This window comes from Methylosarcina fibrata AML-C10, assembly GCF_000372865.1.
Lineage (GTDB): Bacteria > Pseudomonadota > Gammaproteobacteria > Methylococcales > Methylomonadaceae > Methylosarcina > Methylosarcina fibrata.
Genome location: NZ_KB889965.1, coordinates 3,846,564 through 3,864,740, shown reverse-complemented (window position 1 = coordinate 3,864,740; position 18,177 = coordinate 3,846,564). Strand labels below are relative to the sequence as shown.

The following is an 18,177-nucleotide window of genomic DNA, read 5'->3' as shown; positions in this document are numbered from 1 at the left end:
CCTTATTTGCCGATATAACCTATGCCGCCTGGAGTCCTTTCAATACGCGCTTTCATCTCTTCCTGAGTTTCGACGGTGGTAGGAGCCACGCCAGTGCCTGAATAAACCAGGCGGTCCCATGCGGATCGAAGTTGAAACGGGTATACACCCAACACTTCTTTCGCAAACTGAACGTGTATGGGGTTATTATCGGGAAGGACAAATACACGGATAGGGGAGCCGTCCGGCCAGGAACTCAGACGCATGAAGAAAATTTCCCTGATGGTTTCCTGGGAAAGACTGCTGGCTTTACCGCTGGAATCTAATACCTTCGGTTTAAGTTCATCTGCAAGGAGTAGTTCGGAAGGATGCAAAATAACGAGAAACATGAACAGTTCTCTCAATAATTTCTTAAACGAAACCATTGAAACATCAGCCCCTCCGGAAAGCGCTCGAACCAAAATCGATAGCAAGGATAAACAATAATCGTTAATTTGCCGCATATCCGTTCCGTAGATTAAAAGCAAACAAGCTCGGAGCGGTAGCGTTTTCTCTCGTCTTTATCAGATGCGAACATTCGGAATCATGCGGCCTGTCCTCATCGAGAGGAAAATCATTATTGTCGGGATTAAGTACGGAGTCGAACAGCTCGTAGATTGTTTCCAAACGGATAGAACGGTTCATTCCTGATATCGGGAAAGCGGCATGAGTGCATTCTCCTTCCTGTTGCGGCAGGCAGGACGAGTCAGTTCGGCTATCGAGAAATCTGGAACTATATTTCATAGAATGAAATATAGTACAAATATCCCGGCTAGTGAATTTTATTGACCGGGGTAGTCATTGAGATCTCACACTATTTTTAAGAATATTCGACATAAACACTCCGGCCTTTAATGATTAAGAACTAAAACTCAGGCAAGAAAATGCTTATAATCCTGAGGTTTGGGCGAACGGGAAAAGTTCATGAAGGCTTTTCCCGTTTCGACAGGAAACGGACAAAGGGCTTACGATTTGAATTGCCCGATGATGCCGTCCAGCTCTTCGAGACTGGCATAAGTGATGACGAGCTTGCCGGTACCGTTGGCCTTATGGTCGATGGAGACTTTGGCCCCTAATCTTGCAGTCAATTGTTCCTGTAACCGCAAAGTATCCTTGTCCATTACTTTCGGCGAAGAAGTCTTGGGGGCCTCCAGACTTTCTTTTACCAGCCGTTCAGCCGCTCTTACGGTCAGTCCTTCTTTGACTATTTTATTGGCAACCGCAACCTGTTTAGAGCCTTCCAGTGCTAACAGCGCCCGCGCATGCCCCATTTCCAACTGCCGGTTGATGACCAGTTTTTTCACTTCCGGGTGCAGCTCCATCAATCTCAACAGATTGGTCACCGTCACCCTGGATTTTCCGACCGCATCGGCAATCTGTTGATGGGTCATCTGAAACTCGTCGAGCAAACGCCTTAACGCTTCGGCTTCTTCCAGGGGATTGAGGTCTTCCCGCTGGATGTTTTCGATCAACGCGATTGCCATGGCCGTGCGATCGTCTATTTCCTTGACGACCACGGGAATTTGTTGCAGCCCGGCCAACTGGGCAGCGCGCCATCGGCGTTCTCCCGCGACAATCTCATATTTTTCCGGATCGATTTTCCGGACGACCACCGGTTGAATCACACCCTGAGCCTTGATCGAATCCGCCAGTTCCTGCAACTTTTCCGGATCGATGTCTTTCCGCGGCTGATATCTGCCGCGCTGCATGAACTCGATCGGAAGAGTTTGCAGTTGATGCTGTGTTTCCTCTTTTACAGAGGACGGCGCCTCGCCGAGCAAGGCGTCCAGACCGCGATTGAGTCCCCGTTTCTTTACTACCATGCCGTCAATTTTTCTCTTTTCTAATCAATTCCCCCGCCAAGGCGATATAAGCCACAGCGCCTCGGGAAGTTTTATCGTAATTCAGCACCGGCAGCCCATGACTGGGCGCCTCGGCCAGACGAATGTTTCTCGGAATGCAGGTTCTAAACACCTTGTTGCCGAAATATTCGACCAGTTGTTCCGATACGTCTTTCGTTAAACGGCTTCTGTCGTCGTACATCGTTCTCAGAATGCCTTCCAGGTAAAGCTCGGGATTGACCGAATTTTGAATGCTCTTAAGCGTGCTCATTAATGCCGAAAGACCTTCAAGGGCATAATATTCGCACTGCATCGGAATCAGCACGCTGTTGGCCGCCACCATGGCATTCAACGTCAGCATGTTCAAGGACGGCGGACAATCGATCAAGATGTAATCGAACTGCGATTTGATCGGAAGCAAAACATCGGCCAGCCGGCGCTCACGGCGGTCCGCCTGCATCAAATGGACTTCGGCGGCGGTTAAATCGGAATTCCCGGCGACCACTGCAAAACCAAGTTCCGGCACATTGATAATAGTTTCCGAGGCCGGCACTGTTTCGAGCAACAGATCGTAGCTTGAATGGCTTACTTTTTGTTTATCGATACCGCAGCCCATGGCGGCATTACCCTGAGGGTCCAGATCAATCAGCAACACTCGGCGCTTGGCTGCCGCCAGCGAGGCCGTCAGATTCACGCTGGTCGTTGTTTTACCCACGCCACCTTTTTGGTTGGTTACGGCAATTATTTTTCCCACACCATTTCCTCGGACATATCTTGCATTTTTAGTTTAACCACATATCTTTCAACTTTTATCCCTGGAATCAAAAGCGGGATAAGATCGGATTTCGCTGCCAGTTGCGCCACTTCCGCATCGGCTTTTTGCCCCTTCATTGCCAATAAAATGCCGTTTTTTTCGAGTAAATGGGAAGAAAGTTTGACAATTTCAGGCAGTGTGGCGAAGGCTCGGGTTATGGCAGTCGTAAACGTCGTTTTCGGATGAAAATTTTCCACTCGCCCCAACTGGACGTCCACATTCTTAAGTTTTAACTCGATAGCGGCCTGCTGCACAAACCTCGTTTTCTTGGCGTTGCTGTCGAGCAGAGTAAATACGGTTTCAGGCCGGGCTATTGCTAACGGAATTCCCGGCAGTCCGGCACCGGTCCCTATATCGATGACTCGGCCGCCTTCGATATAAGGAAGCACGGCCAAGCTATCGAGAAGATGCAGGTTCACCATCTCTTCCCGGTTGCGTATCGCCGTCAGATTATAAGCCTTGTTCCATTTTTCGATCAGAAGAATAAAAGCCAGCAACTGATCTATTTGATTTTCGGAGAGATTAAACTGTAATGACTCCAGTCCGGATACGAGCAATTTTCGGCAGCGTTCCATCAGGCGCTTTTCTTTTTCAGATAAATCAAAAGCAAGGAAATGGCCGCCGGAGTAATCCCCGGAATACGCGAAGCCTGTCCTAACGTTTCCGGACGTTGCGACTTCAGCTTCTCGCTGACTTCGTTGGACAAGCCGGGAACTCCTTTATAATCGAGAGCTTCGGGCAGGCGCAAATGATCGTAGCGCGAGGCTTTCTCGATCTCGTTCTGCTGCCTGACGATATAGCCGGCATATTTTGTCTGGATTTCGACTTGCTCGCCGACCGCTTCGGACACCGTCCCGCCTTCCTCAAGAAAAGACAGCAGCCGCTTGACATCGACTTCCGGACGGCGCAGCAATTCAATCAAACTGGCCTCTTTCAGCAGCGGCTTGCCCCAGTATTGTTCCGCCAGCGCCGCCTGCTCCGTTTCCGGACGGATCCATTTCCGTTTCAGGCTTTCCTGCAGATCGGAAACGGCCGCACGTTTGGTTTCAAACGCACGCCAGCGTTCGTCATCGACCAATCCCAACTCCCGTCCTTTGGGCGTCAGACGCAAATCGGCATTGTCTTCTCTGAGCAGCAAACGGTATTCGGCCCGGCTGGTAAACATCCGGTAAGGTTCCTGGGTGCCCCGGGTAATCAGATCGTCAATCATGACGCCCATATAGGCTTCATCGCGCCCGGGACTCCAGCTTTCCAGACCTTGTACATGGCGCGCCGCGTTCAGTCCCGCAATCAGACCCTGAGCCGCGGCCTCCTCATAACCGGTGGTGCCATTGATTTGGCCGGCAAAGAACAAACCCGGCATGTGCTTGGTTTCCAGAGAAGCCTTCAAATCTCTCGGATCGAAAAAATCGTATTCGATGGCGTAGCCCGGGCGTACGATTTCGGCGTTTTCAAAGCCGTGCATCGAACGGACGAACGCGTACTGAACGTCGAACGGCAGACTGGTGGAAATGCCGTTCGGATAAATTTCATGGGTATCGAGCCCTTCCGGTTCGACAAAAATCTGGTGCGTGTCCCGATCGGCGAAGCGTACGATCTTGTCCTCGATCGAAGGACAATAGCGCGGTCCGATGCCTTCAATGATGCCTGAATACAAAGGCGACCGGTCCAGGCCGGCGCGGATGATGTCGTGTGTTTTACCGTTGGTGCGGGTAATATGGCAGGGTATTTGCCGGGGATGCTGATCGCGGCTGCCCATAAAGGAAAACACCGGCACCGGATCGTCGCCGTGCTGTTGCTCGAGTCTGCCGAAATCGATCGTCCTGCCGTCGATGCGCGGCGGCGTGCCGGTCTTCAGCCGGTCGACCCTGAACGGCAGTTCTCTCAAGCGTTGGGCAAGAGCGATCGAAGCCGCATCGCCGGCGCGGCCGCCGCTGTAATTTTCGAGGCCGATATGGATCTTTCCGCCTAAAAAAGTGCCCGTGGTCAAAACTACCGCCTGCGCCATGAAGCTCAGGCCCATTTGAGTCTTGACGCCGGCCACCCGGTCTCCCACGACAATCAGGTCGGCCACCGTTTGCTGAAACAGAGCCAGATTCGGTTGATTCTCCAGCATGTGTCTTACGGCCTGTTTGTACAGTTTACGATCGGCCTGGGCGCGGGTCGCTCGAACGGCCGGCCCTTTGCTGGCGTTCAGAATACGAAACTGGATGCCGCCCAGATCGATCGCTTTGGCCATGCAGCCGCCGAGCGCATCAATCTCTTTTACCAGATGGCCCTTGCCGATACCGCCAATGGCCGGATTGCAGCTCATTTGGCCCAGCGTATCGAGATTCTGCGTCAGCAGCAGCGTTTTCGCTCCGCACCGGGCGGACGCCAGAGCAGCCTCGGTACCGGCATGACCGCCGCCCACTACGATCACATCAAAATCTTTTTGGAATTTCACAACGGTTTCGGAATCTAATTAAAAAATTTATAATCTTTTCTTCTGAAAAAATTCAGTTCCGTATTATAAGAGGTAATGTATGAAAAAACGTAGAAATTTGAAAGAAATAGCCAATTCTCCCGGGCAAAACCCCGTAGCCAAATACGCCGGCCGTTTCAACAAGGCCAAAATCTTCGCAGACAAGAGCCAATATCGGCGCAAAGCCAAACACGCCAATCAGGAGGCATTTCCAATCCATTCCGCAGGATCGATTGGAAATGCCTCTTGTTCAGGTTTTTCCAATCCGATTTATTGACACACTTCCCTAAATCACCCGACGGCACAGGCGGCGCCCCATCGCCCGTGCCGATCGTCTCGATATCCTGATCATCGTTTATTTCAACGGGCGCCCTTTGGCATCCTTATCGATTTTTCCCGAAAACAGCAAAATGGCTTCCACAAATCCCCATTGCGGGACGAAAACCACAAACCCCGACCGCAGCAAAATCGCCGTCAAGACGATCTGAACGAACCCTATTCGATAATCTCCCAGATAAAATCGGGACAAACCCGCCCAGCCGAAAAAAAGCGACAAAGCGCCCGCCAGATATTTAAATTTGACCGCTTTCGGTTTCTCCAGATAGGCGCCGACCAAGCTGATCCGACTGGCTTTGCCGTCCTCAAGTTCAAAAGTGACGTCATCGCCTGCATCGGGCGGAACGTCCGAAAGCCAGTCGTCCATATGAAATGAAAAAGATTCCTCTCCGCTTTTTATCACTCCGGTTTGCTGCTCAGGATCGTAGCTTTCAATATGTCCAATCATTTTTTGACTTACCTAAATTAAAGATTTTTTTGCGCCCGGCGATTTGTCGCTTGTACCGACCTGAATACCGGTTATTTTCGCAGCGCTTATTGTATACGGACCGCCAGTACGTCACACCCTGCGTAATGTAAAACTCCGTTGGCGGTGGATCCCAATAACAATGCCAGACCATGCCGCCCGTGCGAGCCCAGCACGATCAAATCGGCCTGGATTTCTTCAGCAACGCGAATGATTTCCTGTTTGGGGCTGCCGGCCTCCAGCCGCAGATCGGCTTCGTCAACGTTCAGTTCCTTGGCCAGCGCGATTAGTTTGGTTTTTGCGGTAGCCATGAATTCCGCCGTCAAATCCATATCGAAAGGCATCAGCATCTCATAAGCCGGATCGGCAATAGGCAGCGTATCGACCACGTGAACAATACTCAACCTGGCTTGATATTTTTCCGCCAGGTCTTTCGCCTTGTCCGCAACAGACTGATTCTGATCAAAAAAGTCGACTGCCAACAAAATATGTTTATAGCTGCCCATAATAGCTCCTTAAATAATACCGAAACGGTCGGGAAACAAGAAATCCAGCAACAGATAGGATCCCATAAGAAATAAAAACGCCACGCCGATGCTCAAGCTTAATCGCTGATCCAGAGTATGGTAAATAATATGCGCCGTTACCGCGCAAAACCAGCTTGTTATCGCCAGCATCACTATAAACACAAGCCATCCGCCATGTCCTATGGCGATCGAGGCAAACGCCGGCAATGTAAAAAAGCCGATCACGGCAAACGTGCCGTAAAAAGTGCTGGTTACCTGGCAGAGGCGAGGCAATCTGCCGATACAATACAGCATGATCCAACTGAAGCTCCAGATAAAAGTGATCTCCACTCCGATGTGCAGTAGCACGTTCCGCCAGTCCATGTCGAAATTCAGCATTAAAAAACGGACAGAGGCATAGGTCAGGAGCAGAATTTTTTGCAGCCACCGGGAATAAGGAATATCGGCGGGTCCTTTTCTAAAAAGGCAGATATCAAACAACAATTTTATCGTTTCATACATTGATACCGCCCCCCGATGAAAAATAATTCGTGCCGCAACCCGCCATGTTCCCTGACGAGCGTATTTTCGGCCCGTGCGAAGCACGCCGGATTAAACAGCCGAAGTAACCTTCCCTATATTAATAACGCAGCTTAATTCCTTTTTTCGGCCCAGCCGATCGAATCGGCTGAAGGAAAATCAAGCCTTACTTCGCCGCTTCCAGTCGTTCTTCGGCCTCCAGCCAGCCGGCCTCGGCTTCTTCCAGCGCTTTATCGATTTGCGCTTTTCTGGCCAGAATCTGTTTTAACCGGTCTTTTTGAGAATCTTCATAAAGGGCGGGATCGGCCAGAGCCGTTTCCAGTTGCCGCTGCTCATTATGATATTTTTCAACCAAATTTTCGGCTTTTTTCAACGCGTCGTACAGCGGCTTCATCTTCTGCCGGCGCTCGGCATCCAGCTTGCGCTGATCCTTGCGGGTCAATCCCGGAGCACTCTCGGAGTCCGGTTTTTCTTCGCCTTTCTTTTGCTCGGCAAGCCAATTCCGGTAGTCGTCCAGATCGCCGTCGAAGACCTTGATCCGACCTTCGGCCACCAACAAGAATCGGTCGGTGACCGCCCGCAATAAATGCCGGTCGTGCGAAACGACGACCATCGCCCCCTGATAATCCTGCAACGCCACGCTCAAGGCCTGGCGCATTTCGAGATCGAGATGGTTGGTCGGCTCGTCCAGAAGCAGCAGGTTGGGATTCTGATAGACCAGCATGGCCAGCACCAGACGGGCTTTTTCTCCGCCCGAAAAAGGCCTGACGGCTTCCAGAACCTTGTCGCCCTGAAAATCGAAACCGCCGAGAAAATTGCGCAGATCCTTTTCGGTGGCCTGAGGATCGAGTTTTTGCAAGTGCCACAAAGGCGACTCGTCGAGACGCAACTGCTCCAGTTGATGCTGGGCAAAATAGCCGATTTTCAGATGGGCCGATTCCCGCCGCTCTCCGGACAACGGGAGCATGGTTCCCGACAATACCTTGATCAGGCTGGACTTGCCGGCTCCGTTCGGGCCCAGGAGGCCGATCCGATCGCCCGGAGACAAAGACAGATCGGCTTGTTCAATTACGGTCGTTTGACCGTAACCGATGTCGGCCTTGTCGAGCGTCAGCAGCGGATTGGACATCCGTCCGGGTTCGGGAAAACTGAAATTGAACGGCGAATCGACATGCGCCTGGACAATGATCTCCATCCGTTCCAGGGCCTTGATCCGGCTTTGCGCCTGCCGGGCTTTGGTCGCCTGCGCCTTGAACCGGTCGATGAAACTTTGAATATGGGCGATTTCCCGCTGCTGCTTCTGAAAGGCCGCCTGCTGCTGCGCCAGTTTTTCCGCGCGCATCTTTTCGAAAGCCGAATAGTTGCCGGTATAAATCTCCGCCTTATTCTGCTCGATATGTACGACGTGGTCGGTAATGGCGTCGAGAAACTCCCGGTCGTGGGAAATCAGCAAGAGCGTGCCGGGATATTTGCAAAGCCAGTCCTGCAGCCAGATCACGGCGTCCAGATCCAGATGGTTGGTCGGCTCGTCGAGCAAAAGAACGTCGGAGCGGCACATCAGGGCCTGGGCCAGATTGAGACGCATGCGCCAGCCGCCGGAAAACGAGGCGACCGCATTTCTTTCCTGGGCCGGACTGAAGCCCAGACCGTTCATGAGACGCGAAGCCCTTGCTTCGGCGCTGTACCCCCCGATCGTGTCCAGAGCGGCATGCAATTGCGCCTGCCTGAGTCCGTCGTCGATCGCTTCGGCCTCCTGCAACAGGCGCTGCAATTGCCTCAACTCCCGGTCGCCGTCCATGACATAATCGAGAGCCGGGCGCTCGGAGCTCGGAGTTTCCTGAGCCACGTGGGCCACTTCAAGACCGGGCGGCATCGAAAAATCGCCCGCATCGGGATGCAGTTCGTTCCGGATCAGAGCAAACAGACTGGATTTGCCGGCCCCATTGGCGCCGGTAATGCCCACTTTCTGGCCCCTGTGAATGGTGAAGGAAGCTTGATCAAACAAAACCCGGGCGCCGCGGCGCAGGGCGATATTTTTAAAATTCAACATAACGGCTTGGCAATGACAGCGGATGGACTGGGGAACGAAAGAGCGAACGTTCGATCGGCACAGGCGCAAAGATTGGTTATTCCGATTATTATATCAATATAAGATCGGCAATCGAGTCATAAAATCAAACCCAATTACCGACCGATATAACACATACCGCTCGAGAAAAAGTTGAACGTCCACCCCTGTCCATTCTCCGTCCATTCAATCATTCCCGGCGTTGTTCGGACCAAACGGACCGGTCTGCAGGACTTGACCGGCTCAATGACAGGCGTCACGGTCGAGGCTTGAGAAGGCCGGCCGGAAAAAAGCGTCGGCCGTCATTATTCCCGCCAAGAATTCGAGGCCCAATGAAGCGAATCGGCTCTTGCCTACAGGCGCGGAGCCTTTATAAACAAGATCGACTCAAGCAACCGCCAGCTCGTTATCCTTGGCCAGGACAAAAGCGTCGGTATAGATATCCGCTGTGGCGGCACCTTTAAGAAAAGCGTGCCTTTTCATCTGATTGACCATGTCCGGATGCCCGCAGAGAAAAACGCGCCAGCCTTTCAGGTCGGCAATCGAAGACATCGCAACGTCGTTCGCCCGCCCGCAGACAAAACCTTCGGGAACACGATTACCGGACAGACAGGGCGTATAACGGAAATTCGGATACCGCTCCGCAAGATCGCGCATCTCGTCTATCCGGTATAAGTCTTCAATCTCTCGGCTGCCGTGAAAAAGCAGAATGGGTCCGGAATGGCCATGCGACAACGCATCGGTCAGAATGCCGGCCAGAGGAGCAAGGCCTGTTCCCGTGCCGATCAGCAGAATTCCCTGATCCTTTCTGTCCGGCAAATAAAAACAGTGCCCTCTGGGCTCCGAGACCGCTATTTGATCGCCGACCGTAACTTCCTGGTGTAGCCATTCGCTGAATCTTCCGCCGGGCAAGCGTCGGATATGAAATTCCAAGGCGTTGTTTTCCCTGGGAATATCGGCAATCGAATAACTGCGCGTCAACCCGTCCGGCCGCTGTAGATTGACGAACTGGCCGGCTTTAAATTCAAACGCATCCTTAAAGGCGATCACCAACAGCAAAGTATTTCTATTGAGCATTTGATGGACGATCACCGTCCCGTTGGAGTAAAACTCGGACTGGTCGGGCAGTTTGACGGTCATGTCCTGTTCCGGACGGCACTGGCAGGCAAGAAAATAATTTTGCACTCGCAACGTGTCCTTTAACCCCGACTGGGCAGCCGGAGGCGGTGTTTCAAGGCTGCGCACCAGACAGCTATGGCAAGTGCCTTTTTTGCATGCGTAAGAAACCGGTACGTTTTCCCTTACCAGCACATCGAGCACCGTTTCTCCCGGTCCGCAAGAGTAACTGTTTTTTTCGACCGCTATTTTAAACATGTTTTCACTCCTAATTTGTAAGGCCGTGGGTTTCCCAAGGAAATCACGGCCTGTCTGCGCCCTTATCTGCCTAACACGTCGCCGCGCGCGCCTAAGGCGATCGCTGCGGCTTCCGCAATCAAATCCTGCGGCACCTTCAATTCAACCAGGGTAGCGCCCAAATGCTCCATAACGGCGTCAAAATGGGAGTCATTCAGCCCCATCTTGACCAGACGGGCATGGGCATTGCGCATGTCCTTCCCCGTATAATTATTCGGACCGCCGAACGCCATGGTAAAGAAGGCCTTTTGTTTGGCGATCTGCTGGTCCATGTCGGTATGGTCAAAAAAGCGGTTGATGCGATGGTCGTTAAGAACCTTGCGGTAAAAAATATCCACCGCGGCGTTGACTGCGGGCTCCCCGCCGATTCTTTCATAGAGGCTCAAGCTCATTTCGGAGTTCTCCTTGATAGTTAAATTGCTGTGTTTTTTCAATCAATCCGGCATTTCCAGCCAGGATTGCCCTATAATTCTACCTACATATTCAACTTTTGCAATATTTATATTTCATATTATTGCCTGGCGTGCCGAAATCCAATTTACTCTAACGAAAAAATCAATACACTTTTATGGTTGAATAGCCTTAAATAGGGTATGATTAATTATTTAAATAGTCATATTGAGCAAACTTTGATGGCCGACGGCATAAGCAGCAGGCAACAGCAAATTTTAGATCTTTTACTCGAAAGCAAAGCAGGCCTGTGTATTGACGAGATCGCCGCGGCGCTGGGGATTTCCCGAAATGCCGTTCAGCAGCATTTGAATAAACTCGAACGCGACGGCTACGTGACGCTCGGCTCTCTAAATAAAACCGCAGGGCGTCCCGTTCGCTCCTTCGTGTTGACCGAAGCCGGATTCAACAGCTTCCCAAAGCAGTACGCCTGGTTTTCCGAGCTCATTTTGGCCAGTCTCAAGGAGAAAATGGGCCATGAAGCCTTTTTAGAATATCTGCACCAACTGGGACTGTCCCTGTCTCAAAGCCTGCTGCCCCGATTTGAAGGACTGACTATTGAAAAAAAGATCGAGGAATTGTTAAAAGTCATGGACGGCTTGGGCTTTCTGACCCGATCCCGCGAAGACCCGGCAGAACAGCAGCGCAGCATTGAAGCATTCAATTGCGTCTATCACGACCTCGCCAATAAATACGAGGAAATCTGTGAGTTTGACAGAACCCTGATCGCCACGTTGTTGAACAGGGAAATCGATCATACCGAATGCATGTCGAAAGGCGGCGCCAAATGCTGCTTCAGAGTCAGAAAAAAGCCCGAGCAATAATAATGATAAGCATCCGGCTCAGACCCGGACGGCGCCTTTAAAACCGCATGCCGCTGCCAAATCTGAATATAAAACACCGTCTTATTCTGAAGAGAATTTGTCCGGGTTCGGCGCTTCACAACAAGGAAAACTTAAAAAGGCGGGGATGGAATGGCCGTCGCCATTTCGAATTTCAACATTTTGGGTTCGAGTTCACCGCCTACAGAGTAAGGGATAATTCATTCCCCCCTTCGAGCAAGGAAAATGCCCTAGTCCGGCGACTGTCGACACACGCTCAGCCAACCTTTGACGGATGCGATTACCAACGGCAGGGCTCCGAACAGGATAAACACCAAATCGCCGGGCAGACGTAACCATTCGATCAATCGCGTCCGCTCACTTCCGATGTAGTCAAGGCTGCGCGCATGCCAGTAGCCATGCTGGGCGACATCCCAAATCTGCAACACGCCGCCGGGGAACAGGCTCATCGCCAACATCAGAGCCAGGCCGATGTTGGTTCCCCAAAATCCGACCTTTACGTATTTTTCGATGCCGATCCACCGGTCGTCGCTGCTGGTTTGGCGCAACACGAATACCATCAGCGCCAGCGCCAGCATGCCGAACACGCCCATCAGCGCGGCATGGCCGTGATTGGGCGTCAGTTGGGTGCCGACCTCGTAGTAGCTGACGATAGGCAAGTTGATCAGGAATCCGCAGATGCCGGCGCCGACAAAATTCCAGAAGCCCACGGACATCAAAAAGTAGAACGTCCATTTATGCGGTACGGCCATCGGTTTGCCGCAGTCGTCGCAGTCGGCACGCGTGGTGCGCACGAAATCCCAGGCGTCCAGGGTGAGCAGCGTCAAGGGCACGACTTCCAGCGCCGAAAACATCGCCGACAGCGCCATATTAAATCCGCTCTGACCGGTAAAATACCAGTGATGGCCGGTGCCGATCATACCGCCTCCGAAATACAGGATGGCGTCGAGGTAAATCACGCGCAGTGCGACGTTGCGCCGGGTTAGCCCCAATTGATAAAACAGCAGCGCCACCATCGTAGTGGCGAAGAATTCAAAGAAACCTTCGACCCACAGATGAATGATCCAGAAGCGCCAGGTATCCACCACCGTAAAGTGAGTCCTGGCGTCAAAGAAGAGCGCCGGAAAATAGAACAGCGGAATCGCCAGGGAAGCCAGCAGGAATAGCTTAACCAATGGTTTCGCCGAGGGCTCGCTTAACGTATCTGGCCGCACCAGCTTCAACAAAATCGCAAACCACACCAGCAGCCCGGCTATAAGCAGGTATTGCCACAGACGCCCGATCTCCAGATATTCCCAGCCCTGATTGCCAAGCCAGTACCACCACCGGCCCAGCATTTGCGAGATGCCCAGCCACTCGCCTAACAGGCTGCCCATTATGACCGTGACGAAAGCACCGAACAGCAGATGCACCCAGCCAGCAAACCACCTTGGTTCATCGTTGCGCAGCGAACGGCCGAGAAATAATGCCGCGGCAACATAAGCGGTAGAGATCCAGAAAACCGCCGTTTGCAGATGCCAGGTGCGCGTCAGGTTACTCGGAAACAGCTTATCCAGTTCAAAACCGTAAAAACTGCCGGGATCGGCAAGATAATGCGCCGTCGCACCGCCCGCCAAAGTCTGCGCAAGAAATAGCAGCGCCACCACCACGAAGAACTTCACCAGCGCCAACTGGCCAAGGCTGGCTCGTCCGGGCAACAGAAACGGGTGCACATGCGATCCGGCGCTAATCCAGCCAAGATAATCGAATTTGCCGAACAGCACCAGCACCGTTGCAATACCGGCCAGCAGCATGATAAGACTCAGAGCGCTCCACACCAGGGCGCCGGGTATCGGAGCATTACCCACGTCAGGGTCGTACGGAAAGTTATTGGTATACGAGTAATTTTCACCGGGGCGGTTAGTCACCGAGGCCCATGCTGTCCAGGCAACAAACGCGCTAAGCTGATGTATTTCGGTCGGATCGCTGACTAATCCACGCCTGAGCCCGCCATTACGTTCCGGGCCAAGGAAGTAATCGGCCCAGTAAGCAATCTGTCGGCGGTAGGCGGCAGTCTCCGGCAGGGTCAGATGCAGCGTCGAACTGGCCGCGTCATACCGATTGGTTTTTAGCTCGACTGTGGTTTGCGCATACACGGCGGCCTGCTGACCTGGCGTTAATGCGGAAAAGAGCTTCCGGTATTGCTGTTGTGCAATAACTTCGGCGACATCCTCGCCGATGCGGTGCAATGCCGCAGCCGAGTAATCCGGCCCCAGGTAGGCGCCATGCCCCCAGATGCTGCCGTTGTCCATCAATCCGTATCTGAGGAAGACTGCCTGGCCTTCGCGGATGTCGTCGCCGGTAAAGAGAACCCTACCTTGTGCATCGAGGATCCGGGCCGGAATCGGAGGAGCGTTGCGATAGGCCAATGAAGTAATTGCGATCAAGCCCGCAAAGCCCAGCATCATCACGATCCATACCGTGCGCAGCCACCAGGGAGACAGCGCCGGATCCTCTGCCGTTAGGGGTTGTGCGGCAACACTCATGGTGCTCTCCTTAAAATAGGCGAGAAAACAGGCGGGCGGCTGACGCTACCTGCGTCATCAATAACCCGAAAACTCTTCCGTGCGAATACGGTTAGCGTCGACGCCCGCTTCGCTCAGTATTTGACGCATCGCGCCCACCATGGCGGGCGGGCCGTCAAGATAGTAGATAGGAAGTTTCAAATCATTCATGTATTTAAAAAGCATCGCTTTGCTGATAACGCCGGTTTCTCCGTGCCATTCGCGGCCGGACGCTTCCATTCGCGTCATCGTACCGACAAAAGTACAGTTCGAGTCTCTGTCGCAAGACGTCTTTAACTCATCCAGAAACGCGGCATCCTCCGGTTTTCGATTGGAATAAAAAACCAGGATCCGGTGCCGAACATGATCGTGTAGAGTTTGAAGAATAATGCTTCTTACCGGCGTCACGCCGATACCGCCGGTCAGGAACACAGCCGGAACGCTCTCATCATCGTGCAGCGTGAAAGAGCCGTACGGTGCATTCAGCCTGATTTCCGTACCGGGCTCCATGATTTTCAATACCCGCTTGAACGCCGTGTCACGCATCCGGGTCGCAAAGATGAGATCGTCCTCGTATGGCGCACTCGCAAATGAAAAGGTTCGCGAATTGCCTTCGCCGTCGGTTTCATCGGGGTTGACAAGAGTAAGCCTTGCAAATTGGCCTGCTTTGTAGGTAAATCCGTCAGGCTTTTCAAAATAAAAAGCCATCGTTCCTTCCGCGATTTCCCTTTTGCATGTCAGTTTGACTGTATAGTTAGGCATGGCTTAAGTCTTCTTATTTTTTGTTGTAAACGGCGGATCCGCAGAAATCAAATAGCAAGAACCTAAGAAGGTCGGCTTTTGCGTATTGCCAAGCTGCATTTCCCGCTGGCGCGTTTCGATGGAGAATATTTAAAAATTATTGATTCGCAATAAGAATCGTCAAAAGAACAACTGAATCTTCGATACCCTTAAGTGAATGCGGCTCTCCCGGCATCAGATAGAGTAACTGGCCTGAATGTAATTCTTGTTCCGTCCCCATGGCGGTAAACAAGATTTTCCCCGTTATGCATTGGATTGTTATAGGGCCCGGCACTTTATGGCTGGGGAACTCCTTGTCTTTCGGTATGACCAGGCGCGCCAATTGCATTTGATCCGTTTTTACTATGACTTTTGTTTTTTCTACAGGCAGATCATCTGCCCAGCTAGCCAGATCGACAATTTCTCCCGGTGCTGCATGATGTGTTGCCATGTTTTCCTCCTTTAACTTAAAAACTTGGTTATTACTGCGCGGTAATAGCTCTGAAGTAAGTTATAATGCAGACTCTATAGCGAACGATTAACAGCCTTACTGGTATAAAGCTAGCGCTCGCGAAAGCTCGGTAATGAACAGTGAGTTCCTGGCCACGTTTCGGTTAAGCACGCTGCCGGTCGGTGTGTTTTCTTGCGTTCCCGTTATTTCATTTCCGTCAGATCGCCTGCAGGAACAGCCCCATCGGAACGCCCTTTAAGATAGGCGTACAGATCGTCAATGCCGTCAACCACCATTTTGTTGCCGCGGAAAGAATACATGATGCCGCGGCCATCAAGAAGAACCCTGCTAAACTGCTCTTTAGTCAGGTTTTTCATGCTGTGAAGTAAATTCGGATTGCTCACGTTGCCTTCCGCAGTCGGTCCATGACAGCTCCCGCAAGCTTCTGTTCTGTAAATAGTCCACCCATTAAACGTAGCTTTATCAACGCTGTTCCCTTTGACCTGATACAAAGGCTGGGCAAAGACTGCCTCATTAAAAAAGAACCCCGAGCCGGCGATCATGACAATGACGGACAGCATTTTTTGTTGGTTACGAGATATTCTATTCATTGGCGTATCTCCAATTAATAAATCGAGAAACATTCCCCGTTCCCTACCTTCGGTAAATCGACGGGGAATAGATCAAACCGCTGGCGGCACATTCAATAGGACGAGCAAACGGCTATTTTTATCCACAAAAATAAATCCTGGTCTTGAATCCTTGATTAACCTGCTAGATTGGCGAACTTAAAAAGGCGGGGATGATTCCAGCCCCGCCTTTTCGGATTAGTGCCCCTTCTGATCCTCGGTCAAAGCCTGAAGCCAGCCTTCCACTTCCGGACTGAGTTCGCCTTTGCCGGAGAGCTTCAGCGTTTCCTTCAGATAGCCGTGCTCCACGATCGGCAACGGCAAGATACCCTGGCCGCCCATGCCGTTGTAAGCCGTGATGCTGCTGTCCTTGAGGTCGGCCAATAATACCCGGCCGGCGATTTCCAGCTTGTCCATATCCACTACGACCAGGTCGTTGGCGAATTTACTGGCCACATAGGCATAGTAGCCACCTCCCTTCTTCATCCCGAAATGAGCACCATGGCAACCTGGGTCGCAAGGCAGGCTCTTGACCACCTTGTTCGTGGCGGTGTCAACAATGGTGATGCTGGCGCTCAAGGTATTGGCGGTTACCACGTACTTGCCGTCCGGACTGACCGGGGTCTGGATCGGCAGCAGGCCGTAGGCTTCACCGCTGATTTTGCCGGAGACCGGATCGTAGTCCGCGGCCAGATTGATATCCATCAACTTTTTCTTGCCGGGGATGTCGATGACCGCGAGCGAGCTGAGCAACGGAGGCGTGCCGAGCAGATTCGCGGCGTAAGCGGTGGAACCGTCCGGTTTGCCCCAGACGGCAATCGGAATGACACCGCCGGTCGGGATTTCGGTGTTCGTATCGGTGTTTAGATCCACCACCGATACACTGCCTGCGAGCGCATTCGGGGTCACCATGTACTTGCTGTCTTCGGTGATATAGTGGCCGTGAGGCGACGTATGAGGTCCGGTATTGATGCTCTTCTGTGCGGACGGATTCTTGCCGCCCGTCATTTTAACCACTTGCTCTCCTGCGTTGATGGCGACATAAAGCATGTCATCCGAAGGCCGAGAAATGACATGGGATGGCGATTCGCCGACCACGACCTCACTATAGGTTTGGCCGCTGGCGCGGTCGAAGGTCAGCAGTTTCTTGTCAAACCACGCGGTTTGATAGATATTTTGATAGCGTTTGTCGGTCCACATGTTGTGAGGATTGTTCATATCCTCCTTGACGCCCTTGAACTTGCTAGTTACGCTCCAGTCCGCCGTATTGATCCGTGTCGCGGAGCCGGCTTTTTTCTTGCCGTCGATTTTCTCGAACTGAGTATTGACCCAGACTTCGCCGATTCCGGGCGTGCCGGGTTTTTTCAGTTCATTGGGCATGGTCATGCTGAGCGCGCTGAGGCTGATGGTATTGCCCTCGATGTTGAGCGGAATGTCGGGGAAATTCACTTCCCATTTGGGCTTGCTGTAATCGCGCCAGAGGCTCGGCGTGGTCACCACGAAGAAAGTGCGCAAGAGGCGCTTGGCAATATCGCTGCTGGCCGGCACTTTGGCGCCGGTCACCAACTGCAGTTCGCTGCCGATGTCCAGCCCCGTCGTGTTCGGGTCGTCCACCACAACCGCGCCGAACATGTAAGGATGCACCTTGCAGGTAAAGACATAGAGTCCCGGCTTGTTGAAAGCCTGGGTCACGCTGGCGCTGGAGGGTTTTTCCTGGTCTACCGGGAAGTTTTCCGCGCCTGCCGGCCACAAAAGACTGGTGATGGTGTGTTCGGTATTGGTGTCGGTCATCTTGATCATCGCCGCCTGTTTGGGCTTGATGACCACCAGGGCGTCGCCGTCGACCGGGTCTTTAAACCACAGCCCCGGTTCGTCGGACATCTCCAGCACCGCCGAGGGCATCAGGCCCGGCGTGCTCAGGAATAGATCGTCGGAGCCTGAAGACTGGGCCGCCCAGACAGGTGCGCCAAAACCGGTCATTAAAATCGCTGCTGTCAATTTGGATATTTTTTTCAT

18 protein-coding genes are annotated in these 18,177 nt (G+C 52.5%); 2 read left to right on the top strand and 16 right to left on the bottom strand.

Annotated elements, in window-relative coordinates; all coding sequences use genetic code 11:
* Window positions 1–2 precede the first annotated feature (2 nt).
* The 5 genes from A3OW_RS28710 to mnmG all read right to left on the bottom strand — a co-directional run bounded on the left by A3OW_RS28710 (window position 3) and on the right by mnmG (window position 5,119).
* Window positions 3–482, bottom strand: coding sequence for a hypothetical protein (locus A3OW_RS28710; RefSeq protein ID WP_232422401.1), 480 nt, complete (start codon window positions 480–482; stop codon window positions 3–5).
* A gap of 501 nt (window positions 483–983) precedes the next feature.
* On the bottom strand, window positions 984–1,841 hold the full coding sequence (locus A3OW_RS0118065) for a ParB/RepB/Spo0J family partition protein (RefSeq protein WP_020564862.1): 858 nt from the start codon (window positions 1,839–1,841) through the stop codon (window positions 984–986).
* 4 nt (window positions 1,842–1,845) lie between these two features.
* Complete coding sequence (locus A3OW_RS0118060) at window positions 1,846–2,613, bottom strand: ParA family protein (protein WP_020564861.1); 768 nt, start codon at window positions 2,611–2,613, stop codon at window positions 1,846–1,848.
* Window positions 2,601–3,248: a 16S rRNA (guanine(527)-N(7))-methyltransferase RsmG gene (rsmG, locus tag A3OW_RS0118055; RefSeq protein WP_020564860.1), complete on the bottom strand. Its 648-nt coding sequence runs from the start codon at window positions 3,246–3,248 to the stop codon at window positions 2,601–2,603. Before rsmG ends, A3OW_RS0118060 begins: the two co-directional genes overlap by 13 nt.
* Complete coding sequence (gene mnmG / locus A3OW_RS0118050; RefSeq protein WP_020564859.1) at window positions 3,248–5,119, bottom strand: tRNA uridine-5-carboxymethylaminomethyl(34) synthesis enzyme MnmG; 1,872 nt, start codon at window positions 5,117–5,119, stop codon at window positions 3,248–3,250. Before mnmG ends, rsmG begins: the two co-directional genes overlap by 1 nt.
* A 79-nt stretch (window positions 5,120–5,198) precedes the next feature.
* Here mnmG and A3OW_RS29250 point away from each other — a divergent pair, with 79 nt between their 5' ends.
* Window positions 5,199–5,414, top strand: coding sequence for a DUF7230 family protein (locus tag A3OW_RS29250; protein WP_020564858.1), 216 nt, complete (start codon window positions 5,199–5,201; stop codon window positions 5,412–5,414).
* A gap of 78 nt (window positions 5,415–5,492) precedes the next feature.
* On the opposite strand, the gene A3OW_RS0118040 is transcribed toward A3OW_RS29250, so the two are convergent.
* The 6 genes from A3OW_RS0118040 to A3OW_RS0118015 form a co-directional block, all read right to left on the bottom strand.
* Window positions 5,493–5,921, bottom strand: coding sequence for an NINE protein (locus A3OW_RS0118040; protein WP_020564857.1), 429 nt, complete (start codon window positions 5,919–5,921; stop codon window positions 5,493–5,495).
* An 86-nt stretch (window positions 5,922–6,007) separates the two neighbouring features.
* Window positions 6,008–6,445 (bottom strand): universal stress protein, encoded by a 438-nt coding sequence (locus A3OW_RS0118035; RefSeq protein ID WP_020564856.1) that lies wholly within the window; start codon window positions 6,443–6,445, stop codon window positions 6,008–6,010.
* A gap of 9 nt (window positions 6,446–6,454) precedes the next feature.
* A complete protein-coding gene (locus tag A3OW_RS0118030) occupies window positions 6,455–6,967 on the bottom strand; it encodes a hypothetical protein (protein WP_020564855.1) in 513 nt (170 codons plus the stop codon).
* Between the two features lie 184 nt (window positions 6,968–7,151).
* The gene (locus tag A3OW_RS0118025; protein WP_020564854.1) at window positions 7,152–9,035 is read right to left on the bottom strand and encodes an ATP-binding cassette domain-containing protein; all 1,884 of its coding nucleotides are present in this window, start codon (window positions 9,033–9,035) and stop codon (window positions 7,152–7,154) included.
* 405 nt (window positions 9,036–9,440) lie between these two features.
* Window positions 9,441–10,427, bottom strand: coding sequence for a 2Fe-2S iron-sulfur cluster-binding protein (locus tag A3OW_RS0118020; RefSeq protein WP_020564853.1), 987 nt, complete (start codon window positions 10,425–10,427; stop codon window positions 9,441–9,443).
* A gap of 62 nt (window positions 10,428–10,489) precedes the next feature.
* On the bottom strand, window positions 10,490–10,858 hold the full coding sequence (locus A3OW_RS0118015) for a group I truncated hemoglobin (protein ID WP_033412841.1): 369 nt from the start codon (window positions 10,856–10,858) through the stop codon (window positions 10,490–10,492).
* A gap of 240 nt (window positions 10,859–11,098) precedes the next feature.
* Here A3OW_RS0118015 and A3OW_RS0118010 point away from each other — a divergent pair, with 240 nt between their 5' ends.
* A complete protein-coding gene (locus A3OW_RS0118010; RefSeq protein WP_020564851.1) occupies window positions 11,099–11,740 on the top strand; it encodes a helix-turn-helix transcriptional regulator in 642 nt (213 codons plus the stop codon).
* 248 nt (window positions 11,741–11,988) lie between these two features.
* Here A3OW_RS0118010 and A3OW_RS0118005 read toward each other — a convergent pair whose 3' ends face one another.
* The 5 genes from A3OW_RS0118005 to A3OW_RS0117985 all read right to left on the bottom strand — a co-directional run bounded on the left by A3OW_RS0118005 (window position 11,989) and on the right by A3OW_RS0117985 (window position 18,177).
* Window positions 11,989–14,283, bottom strand: coding sequence for a nitric-oxide reductase large subunit (locus tag A3OW_RS0118005; RefSeq protein WP_020564850.1), 2,295 nt, complete (start codon window positions 14,281–14,283; stop codon window positions 11,989–11,991).
* Between the two features lie 57 nt (window positions 14,284–14,340).
* Entirely contained in the window at window positions 14,341–15,063 is a 723-nt protein-coding gene (locus A3OW_RS0118000) for a ferredoxin--NADP reductase (RefSeq protein ID WP_026223710.1), read from the bottom strand.
* A 136-nt stretch (window positions 15,064–15,199) separates the two neighbouring features.
* Window positions 15,200–15,532: a cupin domain-containing protein gene (locus tag A3OW_RS0117995; RefSeq protein ID WP_020564848.1), complete on the bottom strand. Its 333-nt coding sequence runs from the start codon at window positions 15,530–15,532 to the stop codon at window positions 15,200–15,202.
* 203 nt (window positions 15,533–15,735) lie between these two features.
* Window positions 15,736–16,143 carry a c-type cytochrome gene (locus A3OW_RS0117990; RefSeq protein ID WP_033412838.1) on the bottom strand — a complete coding sequence of 136 codons (408 nt, stop codon included), beginning with the start codon at window positions 16,141–16,143 and terminating at the stop codon, window positions 15,736–15,738.
* Between the two features lie 216 nt (window positions 16,144–16,359).
* A complete protein-coding gene (locus A3OW_RS0117985) occupies window positions 16,360–18,177 on the bottom strand; it encodes a YVTN family beta-propeller repeat protein (RefSeq protein ID WP_020564846.1) in 1,818 nt (605 codons plus the stop codon).

Coding starts and splice junctions, on each gene's coding strand:
- A3OW_RS28710 (WP_232422401.1), bottom strand. CDS start 482: ATGCGGCAAATTAACGATTATTGTTTATCCTTGCTATCGATTTTGGTT.
- A3OW_RS0118065 (WP_020564862.1), bottom strand. CDS start 1,841: ATGGTAGTAAAGAAACGGGGACTCAATCGCGGTCTGGACGCCTTGCTC.
- rsmG (WP_020564860.1), bottom strand. CDS start 3,248: ATGGAACGCTGCCGAAAATTGCTCGTATCCGGACTGGAGTCATTACAG.
- A3OW_RS29250 (WP_020564858.1), top strand. CDS start 5,199: ATGAAAAAACGTAGAAATTTGAAAGAAATAGCCAATTCTCCCGGGCAA.
- A3OW_RS0118040 (WP_020564857.1), bottom strand. CDS start 5,921: ATGATTGGACATATTGAAAGCTACGATCCTGAGCAGCAAACCGGAGTG.
- A3OW_RS0118035 (WP_020564856.1), bottom strand. CDS start 6,445: ATGGGCAGCTATAAACATATTTTGTTGGCAGTCGACTTTTTTGATCAG.
- A3OW_RS0118030 (WP_020564855.1), bottom strand. CDS start 6,967: ATGTATGAAACGATAAAATTGTTGTTTGATATCTGCCTTTTTAGAAAA.
- A3OW_RS0118025 (WP_020564854.1), bottom strand. CDS start 9,035: ATGTTGAATTTTAAAAATATCGCCCTGCGCCGCGGCGCCCGGGTTTTG.
- A3OW_RS0118020 (WP_020564853.1), bottom strand. CDS start 10,427: ATGTTTAAAATAGCGGTCGAAAAAAACAGTTACTCTTGCGGACCGGGA.
- A3OW_RS0118015 (WP_033412841.1), bottom strand. CDS start 10,858: ATGAGCTTGAGCCTCTATGAAAGAATCGGCGGGGAGCCCGCAGTCAAC.
- A3OW_RS0118010 (WP_020564851.1), top strand. CDS start 11,099: ATGGCCGACGGCATAAGCAGCAGGCAACAGCAAATTTTAGATCTTTTA.
- A3OW_RS0118005 (WP_020564850.1), bottom strand. CDS start 14,283: ATGAGTGTTGCCGCACAACCCCTAACGGCAGAGGATCCGGCGCTGTCT.
- A3OW_RS0118000 (WP_026223710.1), bottom strand. CDS start 15,063: ATGCCTAACTATACAGTCAAACTGACATGCAAAAGGGAAATCGCGGAA.
- A3OW_RS0117995 (WP_020564848.1), bottom strand. CDS start 15,532: ATGGCAACACATCATGCAGCACCGGGAGAAATTGTCGATCTGGCTAGC.
- A3OW_RS0117990 (WP_033412838.1), bottom strand. CDS start 16,143: ATGAATAGAATATCTCGTAACCAACAAAAAATGCTGTCCGTCATTGTC.
- A3OW_RS0117985 (WP_020564846.1), bottom strand. CDS start 18,177: ATGAAAAAAATATCCAAATTGACAGCAGCGATTTTAATGACCGGTTTT.